Genomic DNA, 15,393 nt, shown 5'->3' on the forward strand with positions numbered 1-15,393 from the left:
TGCGGTTAAGGGTTTGTTTGGTGCGGCGCCGCAAATTGCGCGCAATTCGGGGGCACTTCCCCGGCCGATCCCTCAAACCTAAAGACGCTATCGCGCTACTCAAACAGTGTGCGCGCGCTTGGCTGGTCTTTGGCACAGGAAACGAAGCGAGATGAATGTAAAGCAGCTCGACCTTTCCAGACGTACGATCGCCCTCGCCGCAGCCCTCATCGGCACGGTGTCGCTGGTGATCGGCGCCCATGCTGCTCTCAACATGCGAGCGATCGATGCCGCCAAGGCCGTCTCGACCGACCAGATCACGGGCTCGATCGGCCAGACCTCGCGCCTCGCGCTCGTCATCGGCAACGGTCATTATCCGGACGCCAGCGCGCCGCTGACGCAGTCGATCAACGACGCCCGCGCGCTGTCCTCGTCGCTGCGCAAGAACGGCTTTGACGTCGATATGGTGGAAGACGCGACCAAGGACGACATGGTGCGTGCCGTGGGCCGCCTGAAGTCCCGGATCACGCGCGACAGCGTCGTCATGCTGTTCTTCGGCGGCTACGGCGTGCAGGCCGGCCGCGAGAGCTACATGCTGCCGGTCGACGCCGTGATCTGGAAGGAAGGCGACGTCCGCCGCCATGGCGTCTCCATCGACGGCGTGCTCGACATGATGAAGGAGCAGGGTGCCAAGGCCAAGCTCGTCGTGGTCGACGCCTCCCGCCGCAATCCTTACGAGCGCCGCTTCCGCTCCTACAGCCACGGTCTTGCGCCGATCAGCGCGTCCGACAATGCGCTGATTCTCACCTCGGCCTCGCCCGGCAAGGTCGTCGACGACGGCAAGGGCGAGCACAGCGTGCTGGTCAGCGAGTTCCTCAACAATCTCAGCAAGCCCGGCAGCGCCGAGAGCGTCTTCAACAAGACCCGCCTCGCCATCTCCCGCGCCAGCGAAGGCGACCAGGTCCCGACCGTGTCGTCGTCGTTGCTCGAAGACGTCCGCTTCGGCGAAGCCGGCGGTTAGTTTCTTATCCTCCCCTGGAGGGGGAGGGTAGGTGTTCTGCAATCATTACTTCGCCGCTTCCGCGCTCGCCATCGCCGGACGCACCGGATCGCCTTCGCGCAGCAAGGCGCCGGCGCGGGCGACGACGACATCGCCTTCGTTGAGGCCGTCGCGGACCTCGATATTGCCGCCCGACATCAAGCCGACCTCGACACGCTTGGTCTCGACGCGGTTGCGGCGGATCACCTGCACCACGGTGCCGGCGGACGAATATTGCACGGCGGTCAGCGGCACCGCGACGTTGCAGCTCTGCCCGGTCTTGATCAGCGCGCGCCCGCTGGCATTCAGCAGCAGCCGCTTCTGCGAGGAGATGCCGATATAGACCATCCCCTGCTGGATGTTCGGCTCGACGGTCGGGCCGATGCGGCGCACCTTGCCGTTGATATCGCCGGCGCCTGCGATCCGCACGGTGGCCTGCTGATTGACCGCGAGCTTGCGCACATCGGTGGTGGCGACGAGACCGACGAGATCGTACTCGCTGCGCGCCACGATCGTGAACAGTGCCTCGCCCTTGGCCGAGGCGAAGTTGCCGATCTGCGCGGTCGAGGTCGCGATCACCCCCGCCACGGGGGCGGTGACCTGAAGCGTGCCGCCCTCGGGCAGCGCCAGCCGCGCCAGCACCTGGCCGGCCGTGGTGGTATCGCCGGCCTCCGCCAGCACGTCCGTGACCTTCAGGCCGGGACGTTCGGGCCGCACCGAGGTTTCCTCCCGCGCGATGATCGTGCCGGTGGCCTCGACGATGTCGGAGAAGCAGGATTTCGCGACCTTCAGCACCGTGACCGCCGGCCCCTTGGGCGCGTCGTCATCGGCGGCACCGGCCGGATGGGGACTGAGGACGAGCAGGCCGGCGACGGCTGCGGGATACAGGTTTCGAACAACGGCGCGGGGCAAATGACGCATCGGAAATTCCAATTGGGTAAATTCCACTTGGGCTATGCCTCCAATCGATAGCAGATGGCCGCCGCCCGCACTACGGCCGCGTCGTCCCGAAACAGGACGCAGCGCCGCCGCCGGCAGTCGCGGCAAGTCTTTGATGAGTCGCGGAATTGGAGAACAGGTTCGCTCCGAAGAGCTCAGGCCGTCAGCGGCGCCGCTCACCGAGCAGCTTGCCGCTGGCCCGCTCGATCAGATGCAGCCGCGTGCAGGCCGGACAGGACACCGACACGTGCGTGCGATCGCTCGGCTCGTCGGTAAGCCGATGCTGCACGTTCAGGCCCGTCTGGGGGCATTTGAAGACAATCTGGCGGTCCATGACCGAGATATGACGTCAAGCCCGGCCGCGCGAAATTACGGATGATTACGTAGGTCGGTGACGGCGCCTCACGGCAGGTTCAGGAACTCGACCCAGTTCGGCTTCTTGCCGGTCGGGTAGGATTTCAGCTTGGCCAGCGCGCCGCTGCCCTGGTCGATGGCATAGACCGTCATGCTGTCGGAGAGCTCGCCGACGGCGGCAAGGTAGCGGCCGGCGGGATCGATTTGGAAGCCGCGCGGCTGCTTCTCGGTCTGCACGCTGCCGATCGTGGTCAGCTTGCCGCTCGAGCCGTCGACCTTGTAGGCGGTGAGCATGCTGGTGGTGCGCTCGGAGGTGTAGAGAAAGCGGCCGTCCGGGGTGATGTGGATGTCAGCGGTCCAGGGTTTTCCGGAAAACCCCTCCGGCAGCGCGGTGGTGCGCTGGATCTCGTCCCAGGCGCCGCTCCTGGCCTCATAGGTGAATGCCGCGACGTCGCCGTTCAGCTCGTGGAGGAGATAGACGAACTTGCCGCCGGGGTGAAAGACGAAGTGCCGCGGCCCCGATTTCTCCGGCACCTTGTGCGCTGGCGGATCGCTCGGCGTCAGCGTGCCGGCTGTGGCATCGAACGCGAAGGCCAGCACCTGATCGGAGCCGAGATTGGTCGCGAATGCGAAGCGGTTGTCGGGCGAGGGCAGGAAGGCGTGGGCGTTCAGCCCGGTCGGGATCACCTGCTTGGGCTCGCCGGCGACGCCGTTGCCAAGCAGCGGATTCAGCGCGACCTTGTTGCCGCCATAGGAGGCGCTGAACAGGAACTTGCCGCTGCGGTCGATGGCGATATAGGCCATGCTGTCGGCGAGCGGTCCGTTGCCGAGATGGCTGAGCTGGCCCGTCTTGGAATCGATTGCAAAGCTCACCGCGAGAGTGGGCTGCGAGCGGATACCGGCGATCAGCACGCGGTGGTCGGGCGTAATCGCGAGCGGTGTCGAGGAGCCCGGCTTTTCGACGCCCTTGAAGGCGGCCGTCTGCACGAGCGTCATCTCGCCGCTCTCGCTCATCTTGAACACGCTGATGTCGTTGCTGTCGGCATTGCCGACATAGGCGAAGGTTTCGGCCATGCCGGCACGGACTCCTGAACCGAGAGTGAGAGAAACGAACAGGGTAGCGGCGATCGCAGCGCGTGGCACGCGCGATGCGATGCGTCGGATCGATCTCGACATGGGCTCCTCCTGAAAGCCGGTTCGCGGCATTGTCGTTTTGCCGCGAGGATAGCGGCAGGCGCGCCGTCGCACCAAAATCCAAATGGGATCGATCGATGCCGAAATCGCATCGGTCGCGGGATGGCGTGTCAGCGCACCGCCGCAGTGCGGGACGGCAAATGCGGCCCGGGCGGGCGGTCCGGCGGCCCGAGCATGATCCACAAGGTGACCGCGACCAGGGCGGACGTCACGAGCGTCCAGAGGATGAGGCGTTTTCGCATCAGGCCAATCCGTCGGTGCAAGCTGCGAGGCCAAGGGCCGCGTCCGCCATCCTGCACCGCAAAGAGCGGCGGTTCTATGAGGCCGTTCACAGGCGGAAACAGCCGATGCTGCTGCGAACCATTGCGCTGCGAACGCATTGAACCGGCATGCCCCGCGAAAACGATCTGGAAGGCAAGCCCGACATGGGCGGCAAGCATGGCGGTCAGGCCGGCCAGCCCAAGCTTCCGCCGCGCCCGCACGAGGGCGAGCGCGACGAGGACGTCGTGGCAAAGCGCCACACCGGCCAAACCGACCGGGCGTCGCCACCGACCAAATCAAAATAGCGCCTCGCCGCTCGCCATCGCGGCGCGTGGGGAACGGCGGCATCGCTCTGCCGCGTGAGAAAAGGAAAAGGGAGGCTGGCCCGTGTTTTGGATCTATTGGAACACCGCCTGGTCGCTGATCATCAGCGGCATCATGGTCGCCACCATCGTCAGCCACCCAGACGCCGAATTCGTCGAAGTGCGGGCGGCCCGACAATCGATGTGAGCTATCCGGCCTTGCGGAGCCCGTTCCGGATCACGTCATGCTGCCGGGCATGAAGCAGCGGATCATGGGACGGCCGTTGACGTAATAAGGCCAGACCATGGTGCGCCCGGCGCGGTTGGGCTCGGTGATGACAGTGTCGTCGGGCACCTCGACCCAGTTGCCGAGGAGCCGCACCCGGTAATGTCCGTCCCGCGTCTCCCAGTCGACGTCGTCGAGCGCGGTGCCGTCGGCATCGGCACAACAGGGACCGCCGCCCTTGCTCTTCAGGCTCTCGAACCAGCCCTTGAGGGGAGAGTTTGCGTAGCGTCCGTCGTCGCGGGCCTCCGCGGCGAGCCCGATCAGGGTCCCAACCGCGACGAGAAGGATCATTCTGAACGCTGGGGTCGCCATGTCACCTCGCTGGTTTCACGCACGCACGCGCGCGCGACAGTGCTGGCGAAAAGCCCGCCTGTGGTGCGCGTGATGCAATGTCGACTAGGGCCCGTCGGCCGGAGTTCCCGACCGTCTCAGCGAGGCGATAACCGCGAGGCGCAAGGTTTGATCCTATTTTTCGGCGGGCGGTGAGGGGATGAGCGGCTGGGAGGTCTCCGATGAGGAGCCGCCGCGCTAAGCCGCGACCGCCTGCGCCGCCAGCAGCTGCTTCAGCTTCGCTGCGGGCACCGCCGGGCTGAACAGCCAGCCCTGCATCTGGCTGCATCCGAGCCGACGCAGCACCTCGGCTTGCGCTTCGGTCTCGACGCCTTCGGCGGTGGTCGCCATATGGCGCGCGGCGGCCATGTGCACCACGGCCTGCACGATCGGCGAGGAATCCTCAGGTTCGCCGATGTCGCTGATGAAGCTGCGGTCGATCTTGATCTTGTCGAACGGGAAGCGGTGCAGATAGCTCAGCGACGAATAGCCGGTGCCGAAGTCGTCGAGCGCGATACGCACGCCGAGCTCGCGCAGCTGCTGCAGGATCGCCAGCGCCTCCTCGTCGTCGCGGATCAGCACCGTCTCGGTGATCTCGAGCTCGAGCCGTCCCGGCGCGAGCCCGGATTCCGTGAGGGCGGCGGCGACCTTGAGCGCCAACGTGCGCGAGCGGAATTGGACCGGCGACACGTTGACCGCGATGTGAATCCGGCCGGGCCACGAGGCGGCCTCAACGCAGGCCTGCTTCAGCACCCATTCGCCGATCTCGCCGATCAGGCCGGTGTCTTCGGCGACCGGGATGAACTCCGCCGGCGAAACCATGCCGCGCTCGGGATGGCGCCAGCGCAGCAACGCCTCGCAGCCGGTGACGACATTGGCGGTGAGGTCGACCAGCGGCTGGTAGTGCACCTCGAATTCGCCGCGCGCGAGCGCCTGGCGCAGATCGAGCTCGAGCTGGCGGCGCTGCCGCACCTTGGCGTCGTATTCGGGTGCGAACAGGCGGAAGGTGCGGCGGCCTTCGGACTTCGCCGCATACATCGCCAGATCGGCGCGCTTGAGCAGATCGTCGAGATTGTCGCCATGGTCGGGCGCGATGGCGATGCCGATGCTGGCATCCGTCGGAATCTCCTGCCCCTTGCAGTCCACCGGCGCGCGCAAGGCCCCAAGGATCGTTTCCGCGAGTGCCGTCAGCTCGGCCGGATCGTTGGTGCCGGCCTTGACGATGGCGAATTCGTCGCCGCCGAGCCGCGCGACCATGTCGTTGCCGCTGACGCAGGCGCGCAGGCGGCTCGCCACCTGGCGCAGCAATTCGTCGCCAACCTCGTGCCCGTGCGAATCGTTGACGCCCTTGAACTCGTCGACGTCGATATAGAGGATCGCGAACGGCTTGCCTTGTGCGAGTTCGGCGACTCGGCGCTCCAGATGCCCTCGCAGCAGCACGCGGTTGGGAAGGTCGGTGAGCGCGTCGTAATGCGCCAGATGGGCGATGCGCTCGTCGGCGCGGATGCGCTCGGTGACGTCGTCATGGGTGGCGAGCCAGCCGCCGGCAGCGGCCGGCTGGTTCTTGATCTCGATCAGGCGGCCGTCGGCGGTTTCGACGATCGCGCTCTTGGTACGGCCGATATTGCTCAGGATGTCGTCGCAATAGGTCTCGACGTCGCCCTCGAACGAGCCGGTGTCCCGGCGATGCCGGATCACGTCGCGGAAGTGGACGCCGGGCTTCACCAATGCGGCAGACAGTCGATACATATCGATGTAGCGGCGGTTGCAGACGATCAGCCGCTCGTCCTGGTCGAACATCAACAGGCCCTGCGTCATCGTGTTCATCGCGGTGTCGAGCCGCTGCTTCTCGAGCGAGAGCCGGAGCGTTACCTGGCGGAAGATCAGAAACAGCGTCAGCACCAAGAGGCCGATCGACAGCACGGCGATGGTGACGAAGAATTTCGTTTGCGTGCGCCAGGTCGCCAGCGTCGCATCGAGCGATTTGGTCGCGACCATGACCAACGGCTCGCCGGCGAGCAGGCGCGAGGCGACGATACGGTCCTTGCCGTCGATCGGGCTTGCGAGCTGGGTGGTGACGAAGGTGCGCTCGAACACCGCCATCTGCTCCGGCGTGCCGTTGCGGAAGTTCTGCCCGATCAACGACTCGACATGCGGAATGCGGGCGAGCAACTGGCCGTTCTGGTGGTGCATCGCGATCGAGGAATCCTCGCCGAGCCCGGTCGAGGCGAAGAAGGATTCGAGCTGCTCGGGCGTGATCGCGCGCGAGACCAGCCCAAGGAACTCGCCGTGCGGGCCGGAGACGCGCCGCGCGAACACGATCGCAGGTCCCTTGCCGAACCGGCCGGGCACGACCTCCACTTCCTCTTGCGCGGCCGGATCGTCCTTGAGGCGATGGAAATAGCCGCGGTCGGCGACCGAGATGTCGGCGACGGGCCATTGCCGCGACGAGTTGATCAGCACGCCCCTGGAATCGAACAGATTGGCGCCGGCGACGTCGGACCAGCCGCTGGCTTTCGCGCGCAGCACCTCGTGCACGGCGAGCGTGCCCATCTCGCTGCGGAAGACCTCGGCGGAGTCGATGCCGTGGCTCTCGAGCTCGGCGATGATGCTCTTCTGCAGCACCGCAAAGTCCTCGAACTGGCGGTCGAAATGCCGGGCGAGCATGCGGACGGCGTTTTCCAGGCTGTCGCGACCGCTCTCGATGGCATTTTGCCGGAAGCGGTCGACGGTGAGCGCGGTGCCGATGGCAGTCGCAAGCATCAGCACGAAGCCGCCGGCGATCAGCCACGTCAGCGGCGCCCCGCGCCAACGGCGAAACAACGCGCGCGTTCGCGCGGTCCATCGAATCGATGCGCCCATCCCAGTCCTCCCGTGGGATGCAAGATGCTGCAAAACCGACAAGAGCCCGTTACCATTGACGGTTAGGGAAAGATGAATCGGAATGGAATCAGAGGGTTGGTTCCACCGCGCGGGAGATTGCGGCGAGACCGCAGGACCCTCAGCGCTTGATTTCCCACCTCAAGGCTTCCGCATTGTCCTTGGCGAACATCGCCGGGACGTCGAACTTGCCGGTCTTGAGGTCATAGCGGCATTTCCAATCCGCCAGTCCCTTCACCGCGACGTTCTTCGGATGCTTGTCCATTTCACCCGACAGCGAGATCAGGAGATAGCGGTTGTTGGGCCAGTCGACGCCGAGCCAGCGATACGCATCTTCGGTGCCCTTCATCAGATTGGCCGAGATGTGGTAGTCGAGCTTCATGTTCTTCGTGTCGGGCCGGCTGTGGAAATAGGCCCAGGCGAGATCGCTGAGCGATTGCTTCGTCGCGTTGACGAAGGCGCCGTTCTCGACATGGTAGAGAAAGAGGTCCTGCTCGCCCGAGCCGGTCTTTTGCATCCGTACCAGCCATTGCGAGTCGGCCGTGAAACGGAAGCCGGCCGGATAGCCCTGCTCGGGCTTCAGCTCGCGCATCTCCTCGCCGCGCCGCGCCCAGACCTGCCAATTGATGTCGAAATCCTCGCCCTCCTTCATGTACTGCTCGAGCCTGGTGGCGCCGTCGGGCGAGGTGAAGGCGAGATCGGCATCGTCGGAGAGCGTGAAGCCGGGCGGCGGGCCGGAGCCGGCCAATGCGGGTGAAGCGGCCAGCATCAGCATCAGCACCAGCGCCAGCGATCGCGCGGCACGGGAAAATACGGTCACGGCAAAAATTCCCTTGAAGAATGCCGCGAGGCGGCCTTGATACTTGGACACCGCCATGGTCGCGCCGGTTCATCCCGCGCGCCGGGACGGAGGCATAATCCCATCGGCAGTCTTGCTGCGGCAGCCAAATCGGCGCACCTTGCCGACCTCGGCTGATTTGCCACCCAAGGTCCTTTTCAGATGATCACCGCCTCCAAGGTCTTCATTGCCCTCTGTCTGCTCGCGCTGGTCGGCACTGCGCTGGTGATCGGCCCAACCGAGCTGCGCCGCCTGTTGCCGGACGGGACCAAGGTCACCGTCGCCGCCAAGCCGGAGGTCAAGGTGGAGCCCAAGCTTGAAGCCAAGGTGGAGTCCAAGCCGGACACGTCCAAGCCCGAGTCCAAGCCTGAGTCCCAGCCCGAGTCCAAGCCTGGACTCGAGCCGGAACAGCCGAAGCTCGCCGGCAGCGCGCCGCCTGCCCCGGAGCCGAAGGCTGGCGCGCTGGCCGAGACCCAGAAGCAGGTGGCTGCGCTCGGCGATCTCGTGCCGGTCAAGCCGCCGGCGCCGGCTGCAGATGCCGGCCCCCGCTTCGACGTCGCCCGCATCGACGAGCACGGCGAGGCGGCGGTGATCGCCGGCCGCGCCACGCCGGGTGCGAGGGTCGAGCTGCTGCGCGACGGCAAGCCGCTCGACAGCGTGGTTGCGGACGCCTCGGGCCAGTTCGTGATGACCCCGCCGCAGCTGCCTGCCGGCTCTTATGACCTGACACTCCGGGCCAAGGCGCCGGACGGCACGGTCACCGAATCCGGCCGGACCATGCCGGTGACCATCGCTGCGGCGGCGCCGCCGCCCGCGCGCACCCCGCCGGCTGCGAAGCAGGAGACCAAGCAGGCCGAGAAGCCCGACGACAAATCGGATGTCGTCGCCGCCCTGCCGTCGGCCTCGCCGCGCTTGGCCTCGGTGCCTGACAAGCAAGCGGCCCGGCCGAAACTGATCGGCGCGCCGAAGCCCAAGGCCTTCGCGCATGCGCCGGCGGCCACCGCGATCGCATCGGCATCGCCGGCGGAGGCGCTCACCACCGCACCGGCCGAGGCCGGCGGCAGCCGGATCATCGCCCGCGGCGACAGCCTGTGGGCGCTCAGCCGGCTCGCTTACGGCGACGGCGCCCGTTACGGGGTGATCTTCAAGGCCAACCGCGACAAGATCCACAACCCGAACTTGATCTATCCCGGCCAGACCTTCGTGATGCCGCAGAAGGCGGAGTGACACCGCACCGGCAGTGGCCGGCGCGCGTTGCGACGCATTGTCCTGTGTCTCCAAGGAACATTCGGTTCCCTCGCGCGTCATCGTGATGCGACGCATTGCGCACTTGGCGCGGGAGGGAGGGCCAAGACGTGATCAAGCCCGTGATGAAGCCCGTGGTTAGGTCAGCGATCATGCCGGGACGCATGGCACTGGCGCTTGCCGGTGCGACCCTGCTGATTGCGGCAGTGCTGCTGCCTGGTAGGGCGGAGGCGCAGTTCGGCTTGCGCGGCGGTCCGCTCGGGGTTGCGCGTTTCGCCGTCGGCCACATGATCGGCATGTCGCGCCTGCGTCATTCCCGCATGGCCGTGCGCGGCGGCCGCTATCGCTCCGCTGCGCTGAGGTCGCAAGACCCGCGCGGGGCCGACCGCAGCCAGCTGCCGAACCCTTACGTGCTGCGTGCGGCCCTCACGGCGCAGGCTGCGCTGGCGGGCTGGCAAGGCGGCCGCCGCCCGCAGGGCTGGTGGCGTCATCCCGACGGCAGCTACGGCTGGGTCGGCCCGGTGTTCTGGCCGTTCGCGCATGACGATCTCACCAATGCGATCATCTTCGGCGACACCACCAGCCTCTCGCTCTACGGCTATGGCGACATCTATGCCGCGCTCTTCACGCCCTACGCCGCCACCGAGCTTGCCGCCTACACCGTCCCGCCAGGCCGTCGCGCGCGACGAATCCCGGCCGCGGAAACGCTGTGCGAGGCCAGCGACACCGGCGGCCTGCCGGTCGAGCGCATCGCGAGCGCCGTTGCACCGAACGAAGCTCAGCGCACCGCGCTCGACGAGCTCTCATCCGCCTGGCTTGCCGCGCGCGACACCATCCGCACCGCCTGCCCGGCGCAGGTCCCTGCCAATGCGGCGGAGCGCCTCGGCCTGATGCGCGAGCGCATCGAGGCGATGATCAAGGCCATCGACGCGGTCGAAGCGCCGCTGTCGAAATTCGTCGGCCTGCTCAATGACGACCAGAAAGCCCGGCTCAACGCCCTCGCCAACGAGCGTCGCGCCGCGCTGGCATCCTTCCAGTCCAAAAACGCTGACAAGAACGCTCCCAAGGAGACGCAGGCGGCCAAGGCCTGCCAGGCGGACTACGATCCTCTTTCTGATGAGAACGCGCAGCGCCAATACGAGCAGCTCGTCCAGCAGCAATGGCCCGCCGAGATCGCCGCCACGCTCCACCTCGACGAGGTCGGCCGCGCCCGCTTCGAGGTGCTGCAGGACACCACGCTGCGCACCATGCAGACGCTCAGCGCCTGCCCGACCGAGCCCGCCGCAACCCCGCAGGCCCGCCTCGCCGCCGTGAAGACGCGGCTGCAGACCATGCTGCAAGCGGTGAACGGCGTGGCCGACGCGTTCGACGATTTCCAGGCCGACCTGAGCGACGAGCAGAAGGCCGGGTTCGAGGCGATCGGCCCGAAGCGGGGGGTGTGACGGGGGCCTCAGTTCTTGAAAGACTATGATATCCTGCCTATGATATACGTATGAACCCGTATGTCGCGGAGGGTGCCGTGCTGGTTTCCAAATGGGGCAACAGCCTTGCAGTGCGCCTGCCCAAAGCGCTGGTCGAAGCCTTGAAGCTCTCGCCTGGTGACGAACTCAACGTGGTCAAAGCCTCGAAGGGCGAGATTGCGGTGGAGAAGGTCGACAAACGAGCGGAGTTTCTCAAGCAGGTGGAGCAATTCCATTTTCCGCTCCCCGAAGGCTATAAATTCGATCGGGACGAGGCGAACGAACGGTGAGCGCGTTCTTCGACAGCAATATCTTGATCTATGCCTATTCGACCGACGCCCGGCGAGGACCGGCGTTGAACGCCCTTGCCGGAGGCGGCGTGATCAGTGCGCAGGTGTTGAACGAGTTCACCAACGTGCTGCGCAAGAAGCAGCAGCAGGACTGGCCGGTCATTGAGGCAGCCGTCCAGACGATCCGGTTTCGCTTTCCGGACATCGTGCCTCTGACCGCGGATACGCACGCAGCTGCGATTGCGCTCGCCCGCGATCATTCCGTAGCGTTCTACGACGCCCTCATCATCGCGTCCGCGATCGAGACCGGATGCGATACGCTTTATAGCGAAGACCTCCAGCACAGGCGCAGCATCGGCGGGCTCACCATCCTCAATCCGTTCCTCGGCATGACGCCGTGAACGCTCGCATCATCGCAACGTCCGGACTCTTGCGCGGATTCCGTGATCTCACCCGCACGCCCAGTCGAACTTCATGTCCTTGAAGTCCAGCTGCGCGTTGCCGCCGCCGAAATTGTAGCCGCCGAAATATTCCTCGAACTCGATGTAGAACGGGCTCATCTCCGGCACGGCCTGGCAGGGCCGCATGGTGCCGCCGAGATGGTTGTGGGCGTGATCCTTGGCCCAGTCGTGCAGGCGGAAATTGTCGCGGCCCGGTCTGCCGCCGACGTAGTAGTAGTAAGGCTGATAGCCGGTCGGCGGATTTTCGCGCACATACTCGTCCTGCGGGCCCTTGCCGGCGTTGGGATCATCAGCGCGCGGCGACAGCGCGATCGCGCGCGTCTCGCCGAGATCGGCACGCGGCGGGGCGGCAAACATCTTCTTTGCGTAAGCCGGCGCGGCCTCGAAGAAGGCGCTGGCGCCGCCGACGTCGAGCCAGCGCGGCCGCTCCACTGTTGCCAGCGCAAGCGGCGCCGGAGGTGCGGCAAACCCGCCGTCATATTCGCCCTGCGTCAGCAGCAGCGCGGCATAGGCGTAGTCGAGAATATCGCTCATGCGCGACAGGCGCGGATGTGATGGCCGCGCCAGCACCGCCTCGCGAATCTCGGGATCGTCGGGCGCGCCGCCGTCATTGTGATCGGGCGCCGTGGCGAAGAACGACAATGCGACGATGTCCGCGCCATGCACCCGATAATCCTCCGGCAACAGAAGCGTGAAGCCGTGCATCAAGGGATAACCGGTGACGGGATCGAGCGGCCATTGCTCGGACGCAATGCCCGGCGGCAGCCCAAACACCCAGCCCTGATCACGCGCGCGATCCGCGGGCCGGTCCAGCATCTGCAAATCATAGGCACGCGAAGGCAGCGCAAGCGTCACGGGTTCGTCTCCCAGACATCCACCTCGCCGTTGAGGCGATGGTTGGTCGCAGGGAGGAGGGATGTGGTTCGGGCGGGAGGCGTCTGGGGTGTTGCCAATCTGCCGGCGTTTTGCCCGACGGGTCAAATCGCGTGGGCACGTGCGAGGCGCGCCGTAAGTCATTGATTTTCCGACCCCCGCCTACTGTGCATGGGGTTGTTTTCGCACTTTTGGTTTGGCTACCCCCTCCGCCGCACCACTGCCGCATCCACCACGTTCTCCACCTCCTCGCGCCAGCTCAGGATCTCCATCGCCAGCACGGGGTGGTTGAAGCCCTTGAGCTGGAGGTCGTCGAGGGCGCGGGCCTCGACCCAGGGCTCGACCATGCCGTAGACGCGGCGGCTGACCACGATCTGGTTGGGTTTGGCCTCGCTGCAGAGGCGGGAGGCGAGGTTGGTGACGCTGCCGATCGCGGCATATTCCAGCCGCTGCTCGAAGCCGACCTGGCCGAGCGTGGCATAGCCGAGCGCGACGCCGATGCCGAAGCCGAGGCTGTGACCGCGGTTGCGCCAGCGCTCGGTCAAGGGGCCGATGGTGTCGCGCATCTCCACCGCCATCTTCACCGCGCGCTTGGTGTGATCCTCAAACTGGATCGGCGCGTTGAACAGGATCATCACGCCGTCGCCGGCATATTTGTCGAGCGTGCCCTCGTACTTGAAGATCAGCTGGCCGAGCGCGGCGTGATATTCGCGCAGCACGTTCATCGCCTCTTCCGGCTCGGTCGCTTCCGTGAACGCGGTGAAGCCGCGCAGGTCGCAGAACACCACCGTGACCTCGCGGCGCTGGCTGGTGAGCAGTCCCTCGGGGCTGTCGGAGGAGGCGATCAGCTGCGCCACCTGCGGCGCCAGGAAACGCTCGAGCTTGCGGATGCGCTCGATCTCGCCGAGCTGGGTCCTGACGCGCTCCTCCAGCGACTTGTTCCAGTCCTTGAGCTGCTCGGTCTGCTCGCGGAGCTTGTCGGCCTGGGCCCGCACGGTCGTGTTCGCCGCCTCCAGCGCGTGGCTCTTGTGGTCGACCTCGGTGAACAGCTGCGCATTGCGCATCGCCAGCACGGCCTGGTTGGCGAAGGTGCGCATCAGGCCGATGATGCTGGGCGCGAACGCGCCGGCGGCGCGGCGCAGCACGACGAGCGAGCCCAGCGTGCCCTGCTGGTCGATCAGCGGCACCACCAGCACCGAGTTGAAGCCGGCCGCGCGCGCGACCTCGCGCAACGGCTGCTCGGCGGCATCGCCGAGCTCGGCCAGCGCGATCGGCTCGCCGCTGTCGGCGGCATCGCTCAGGATGTTGCCGCCTTGCGCGATGGTGACATGCGCGCCCTCGGCGGATTTGTCGATGCCGTTGGCCTCGACCAGGTCGAAGCGGCGCGCCTCGGCGTCAAAGCCGTAGATCAGCACCGCGTCGGCACGGGTGATCTCGATCGCGCGCGCGGCGATGGTCGCAAGCACCGCGTTGAGATCGAGCGAGGAGGCCACGGCGCGGCCGACCTCCTCCAGCACCTTGAGCTCGTGGATCGACTGCGCGAGATCGCGGGTGCGCTCCTCGACCTTGCTCTCCAGGTTCGAATAGGTCTCCTGGATCTGGGCGGCCATGCGATTGAACTGCCCGGCGAGGTCTTCCAGCTCGTCGGAGGTGTGCACGTCGATGCGGTGGCTGAAATCGCCTGCGCCGAGCAGTTGCGCGCCGTCGCGCAGCGCCGTGATCGGGATGATCATGCGGCGGGCGAGCAGCGTGCCGGCCAGGATCGCGACCATCAGGCCCATGCCGATCAGAAGCGCGATGCGCACCAGCTGGTCGCGGATCGGCATCAGGGCCTGCGTGGTCGGCTGCTCGAACAGCACGCTCCAGCCGAGCTTCGGCACGATGCTCGCGGCGCTCATCACCGCATGGCCGTTGAAGTCGGTGCCCGACGTCTCGGCTTCGTGGCCGGGCGCAATCGCGGCCGCCACCTGCGGCAGCTTGGAAAGGTCCTTGCCGATCTCGGGTCCCTTCGAGGACGTCGCCAGCACCCGGCCGCGCGGATCGACGACATAGGCAAAGGCGGCCTTGCCGACCTGGGCGTCGGACAGGAAGTCGGAGAGGAAGCTGAGGTCGATCTCGGCCACGGTGACGCCGGCATTGAAGCCGGAATGCGCTACCGAGATCGACATCACCGGCGTCCGGTCGGCGAACCAGGCCGGCGCGTAGGTGACGCCGCGCGCGACGGCGTCGGTGAAGCGCATGTCGCGGGAGAGGTCGGCATTGCCGCCGGTCGTGGTCGATTGCCTGGAGACGCGCAGCACCTCGCGGCCGTCGCCGTTGAGCTGGAACAGCTGGTTGACGACCGAGACCTGGTGCAGCAGCGAGGCGTAATCGGCACGGCGTTTCTCCAGCGTGTCCTGGCTCGCCCGCGTCACCCAGCTGATCTGGCGGTCGAGCTCAGAAATCGCCTGCTCGATGCGCCGGGCGGCGCCTTGCGCCTTGTCCTCCAGCCCGTCGGTCAGCTGTGTCCTGGTGGCGCGATAGGAGATCCAGGTCTCCATCGCCCCGTTGACGGCGAGGACGAACACGACGAGGCCGACGAGGGAGACGACGTATTTGGCGAACAGGCCCTCGCGCAGAGATCGTGTCTTGTCGTTCGCTCCTGCCATCCCGATCCTCTCGC

The 15,393-nt window shown here is 66.4% G+C and carries 16 protein-coding genes; 7 read left to right on the forward strand and 9 right to left on the reverse strand.

What is annotated here, in order from left to right; translation table 11 throughout:
- The first annotated feature begins 151 nt into the window (after positions 1-151).
- Positions 152-1,000: a caspase family protein gene (locus tag N2604_RS02525; protein WP_260373634.1), complete on the forward strand. Its 849-nt coding sequence runs from the start codon at positions 152-154 to the stop codon at positions 998-1,000.
- Between the two features lie 45 nt (positions 1,001-1,045).
- Here N2604_RS02525 and N2604_RS02530 read toward each other — a convergent pair whose 3' ends face one another.
- The 4 genes from N2604_RS02530 to N2604_RS02545 all read right to left on the reverse strand — a co-directional run bounded on the left by N2604_RS02530 (position 1,046) and on the right by N2604_RS02545 (position 3,747).
- Positions 1,046-1,939 (reverse strand): efflux RND transporter periplasmic adaptor subunit, encoded by an 894-nt coding sequence (locus tag N2604_RS02530; RefSeq protein ID WP_260373635.1) that lies wholly within the window; start codon positions 1,937-1,939, stop codon positions 1,046-1,048.
- 181 nt (positions 1,940-2,120) lie between these two features.
- Positions 2,121-2,291, reverse strand: a complete 171-nt coding sequence (locus N2604_RS02535) for a hypothetical protein (protein WP_260373636.1) — start codon at positions 2,289-2,291, stop codon at positions 2,121-2,123.
- A 68-nt stretch (positions 2,292-2,359) separates the two neighbouring features.
- The gene (locus tag N2604_RS02540; RefSeq protein ID WP_260373637.1) at positions 2,360-3,487 is read right to left on the reverse strand and encodes a lactonase family protein; all 1,128 of its coding nucleotides are present in this window, start codon (positions 3,485-3,487) and stop codon (positions 2,360-2,362) included.
- A 128-nt stretch (positions 3,488-3,615) separates the two neighbouring features.
- Positions 3,616-3,747 (reverse strand): hypothetical protein, encoded by a 132-nt coding sequence (locus N2604_RS02545; protein ID WP_260373638.1) that lies wholly within the window; start codon positions 3,745-3,747, stop codon positions 3,616-3,618.
- Between the two features lie 147 nt (positions 3,748-3,894).
- On the opposite strand from N2604_RS02545, the gene N2604_RS02550 reads away from it, so the two are divergent.
- Positions 3,895-4,071, forward strand: a complete 177-nt coding sequence (locus N2604_RS02550; RefSeq protein WP_260373639.1) for a hypothetical protein — start codon at positions 3,895-3,897, stop codon at positions 4,069-4,071.
- A gap of 82 nt (positions 4,072-4,153) precedes the next feature.
- Positions 4,154-4,276: a hypothetical protein gene (locus N2604_RS02555; protein ID WP_260373640.1), complete on the forward strand. Its 123-nt coding sequence runs from the start codon at positions 4,154-4,156 to the stop codon at positions 4,274-4,276.
- A 30-nt stretch (positions 4,277-4,306) separates the two neighbouring features.
- Here N2604_RS02555 and N2604_RS02560 read toward each other — a convergent pair whose 3' ends face one another.
- From N2604_RS02560 to N2604_RS02570, 3 genes are all read right to left on the reverse strand, one after another.
- Entirely contained in the window at positions 4,307-4,666 is a 360-nt protein-coding gene (locus N2604_RS02560; RefSeq protein ID WP_260373641.1) for a hypothetical protein, read from the reverse strand.
- A 216-nt stretch (positions 4,667-4,882) separates the two neighbouring features.
- Positions 4,883-7,546 carry an EAL domain-containing protein gene (locus tag N2604_RS02565; protein ID WP_260373642.1) on the reverse strand — a complete coding sequence of 888 codons (2,664 nt, stop codon included), beginning with the start codon at positions 7,544-7,546 and terminating at the stop codon, positions 4,883-4,885.
- Between the two features lie 139 nt (positions 7,547-7,685).
- Positions 7,686-8,339: a hypothetical protein gene (locus N2604_RS02570; RefSeq protein ID WP_409241759.1), complete on the reverse strand. Its 654-nt coding sequence runs from the start codon at positions 8,337-8,339 to the stop codon at positions 7,686-7,688.
- Positions 8,340-8,564: 225 nt separating this feature from the next.
- On the opposite strand from N2604_RS02570, the gene N2604_RS02575 reads away from it, so the two are divergent.
- The 4 genes from N2604_RS02575 (at position 8,565) to N2604_RS02590 (ending at position 11,798) form a co-directional block, all read left to right on the forward strand.
- A complete protein-coding gene (locus N2604_RS02575) occupies positions 8,565-9,629 on the forward strand; it encodes a LysM peptidoglycan-binding domain-containing protein (protein WP_260373644.1) in 1,065 nt (354 codons plus the stop codon).
- A gap of 170 nt (positions 9,630-9,799) precedes the next feature.
- Entirely contained in the window at positions 9,800-11,089 is a 1,290-nt protein-coding gene (locus tag N2604_RS02580) for a Spy/CpxP family protein refolding chaperone (protein WP_260373645.1), read from the forward strand.
- Between the two features lie 77 nt (positions 11,090-11,166).
- Positions 11,167-11,397, forward strand: a complete 231-nt coding sequence (locus N2604_RS02585; RefSeq protein ID WP_260376415.1) for an AbrB/MazE/SpoVT family DNA-binding domain-containing protein — start codon at positions 11,167-11,169, stop codon at positions 11,395-11,397.
- Positions 11,394-11,798, forward strand: coding sequence for a PIN domain-containing protein (locus N2604_RS02590; protein WP_260373646.1), 405 nt, complete (start codon positions 11,394-11,396; stop codon positions 11,796-11,798). The genes N2604_RS02585 and N2604_RS02590 overlap by 4 nt, the downstream gene beginning before the upstream one ends.
- Before the next feature lie 48 nt (positions 11,799-11,846).
- Here N2604_RS02590 and N2604_RS02595 read toward each other — a convergent pair whose 3' ends face one another.
- Both N2604_RS02595 and N2604_RS02600 read right to left on the reverse strand, forming a co-directional pair.
- A complete protein-coding gene (locus N2604_RS02595) occupies positions 11,847-12,713 on the reverse strand; it encodes a hypothetical protein (RefSeq protein ID WP_260373647.1) in 867 nt (288 codons plus the stop codon).
- A 218-nt stretch (positions 12,714-12,931) separates the two neighbouring features.
- Complete coding sequence (locus N2604_RS02600; protein ID WP_260373648.1) at positions 12,932-15,379, reverse strand: adenylate/guanylate cyclase domain-containing protein; 2,448 nt, start codon at positions 15,377-15,379, stop codon at positions 12,932-12,934.
- Between the last annotated feature and the right edge of the window lie 14 nt (positions 15,380-15,393).

The sequence above is a fragment of the Bradyrhizobium sp. CB1015 genome (assembly GCF_025200925.1).
Classification (GTDB): domain Bacteria; phylum Pseudomonadota; class Alphaproteobacteria; order Rhizobiales; family Xanthobacteraceae; genus Bradyrhizobium.

Coding starts and splice junctions, on each gene's coding strand:
- N2604_RS02525 (WP_260373634.1), top strand. CDS start 152: ATGAATGTAAAGCAGCTCGACCTTTCCAGACGTACGATCGCCCTCGCC.
- N2604_RS02530 (WP_260373635.1), bottom strand. CDS start 1,939: ATGCGTCATTTGCCCCGCGCCGTTGTTCGAAACCTGTATCCCGCAGCC.
- N2604_RS02535 (WP_260373636.1), bottom strand. CDS start 2,291: ATGGACCGCCAGATTGTCTTCAAATGCCCCCAGACGGGCCTGAACGTG.
- N2604_RS02540 (WP_260373637.1), bottom strand. CDS start 3,487: ATGTCGAGATCGATCCGACGCATCGCATCGCGCGTGCCACGCGCTGCG.
- N2604_RS02545 (WP_260373638.1), bottom strand. CDS start 3,747: ATGCGAAAACGCCTCATCCTCTGGACGCTCGTGACGTCCGCCCTGGTC.
- N2604_RS02550 (WP_260373639.1), top strand. CDS start 3,895: ATGCCCCGCGAAAACGATCTGGAAGGCAAGCCCGACATGGGCGGCAAG.
- N2604_RS02560 (WP_260373641.1), bottom strand. CDS start 4,666: ATGGCGACCCCAGCGTTCAGAATGATCCTTCTCGTCGCGGTTGGGACC.
- N2604_RS02565 (WP_260373642.1), bottom strand. CDS start 7,546: ATGGGCGCATCGATTCGATGGACCGCGCGAACGCGCGCGTTGTTTCGC.
- N2604_RS02570 (WP_409241759.1), bottom strand. CDS start 8,339: ATGCTGATGCTGGCCGCTTCACCCGCATTGGCCGGCTCCGGCCCGCCG.
- N2604_RS02575 (WP_260373644.1), top strand. CDS start 8,565: ATGATCACCGCCTCCAAGGTCTTCATTGCCCTCTGTCTGCTCGCGCTG.
- N2604_RS02580 (WP_260373645.1), top strand. CDS start 9,800: ATGCCGGGACGCATGGCACTGGCGCTTGCCGGTGCGACCCTGCTGATT.
- N2604_RS02600 (WP_260373648.1), bottom strand. CDS start 15,379: ATGGCAGGAGCGAACGACAAGACACGATCTCTGCGCGAGGGCCTGTTC.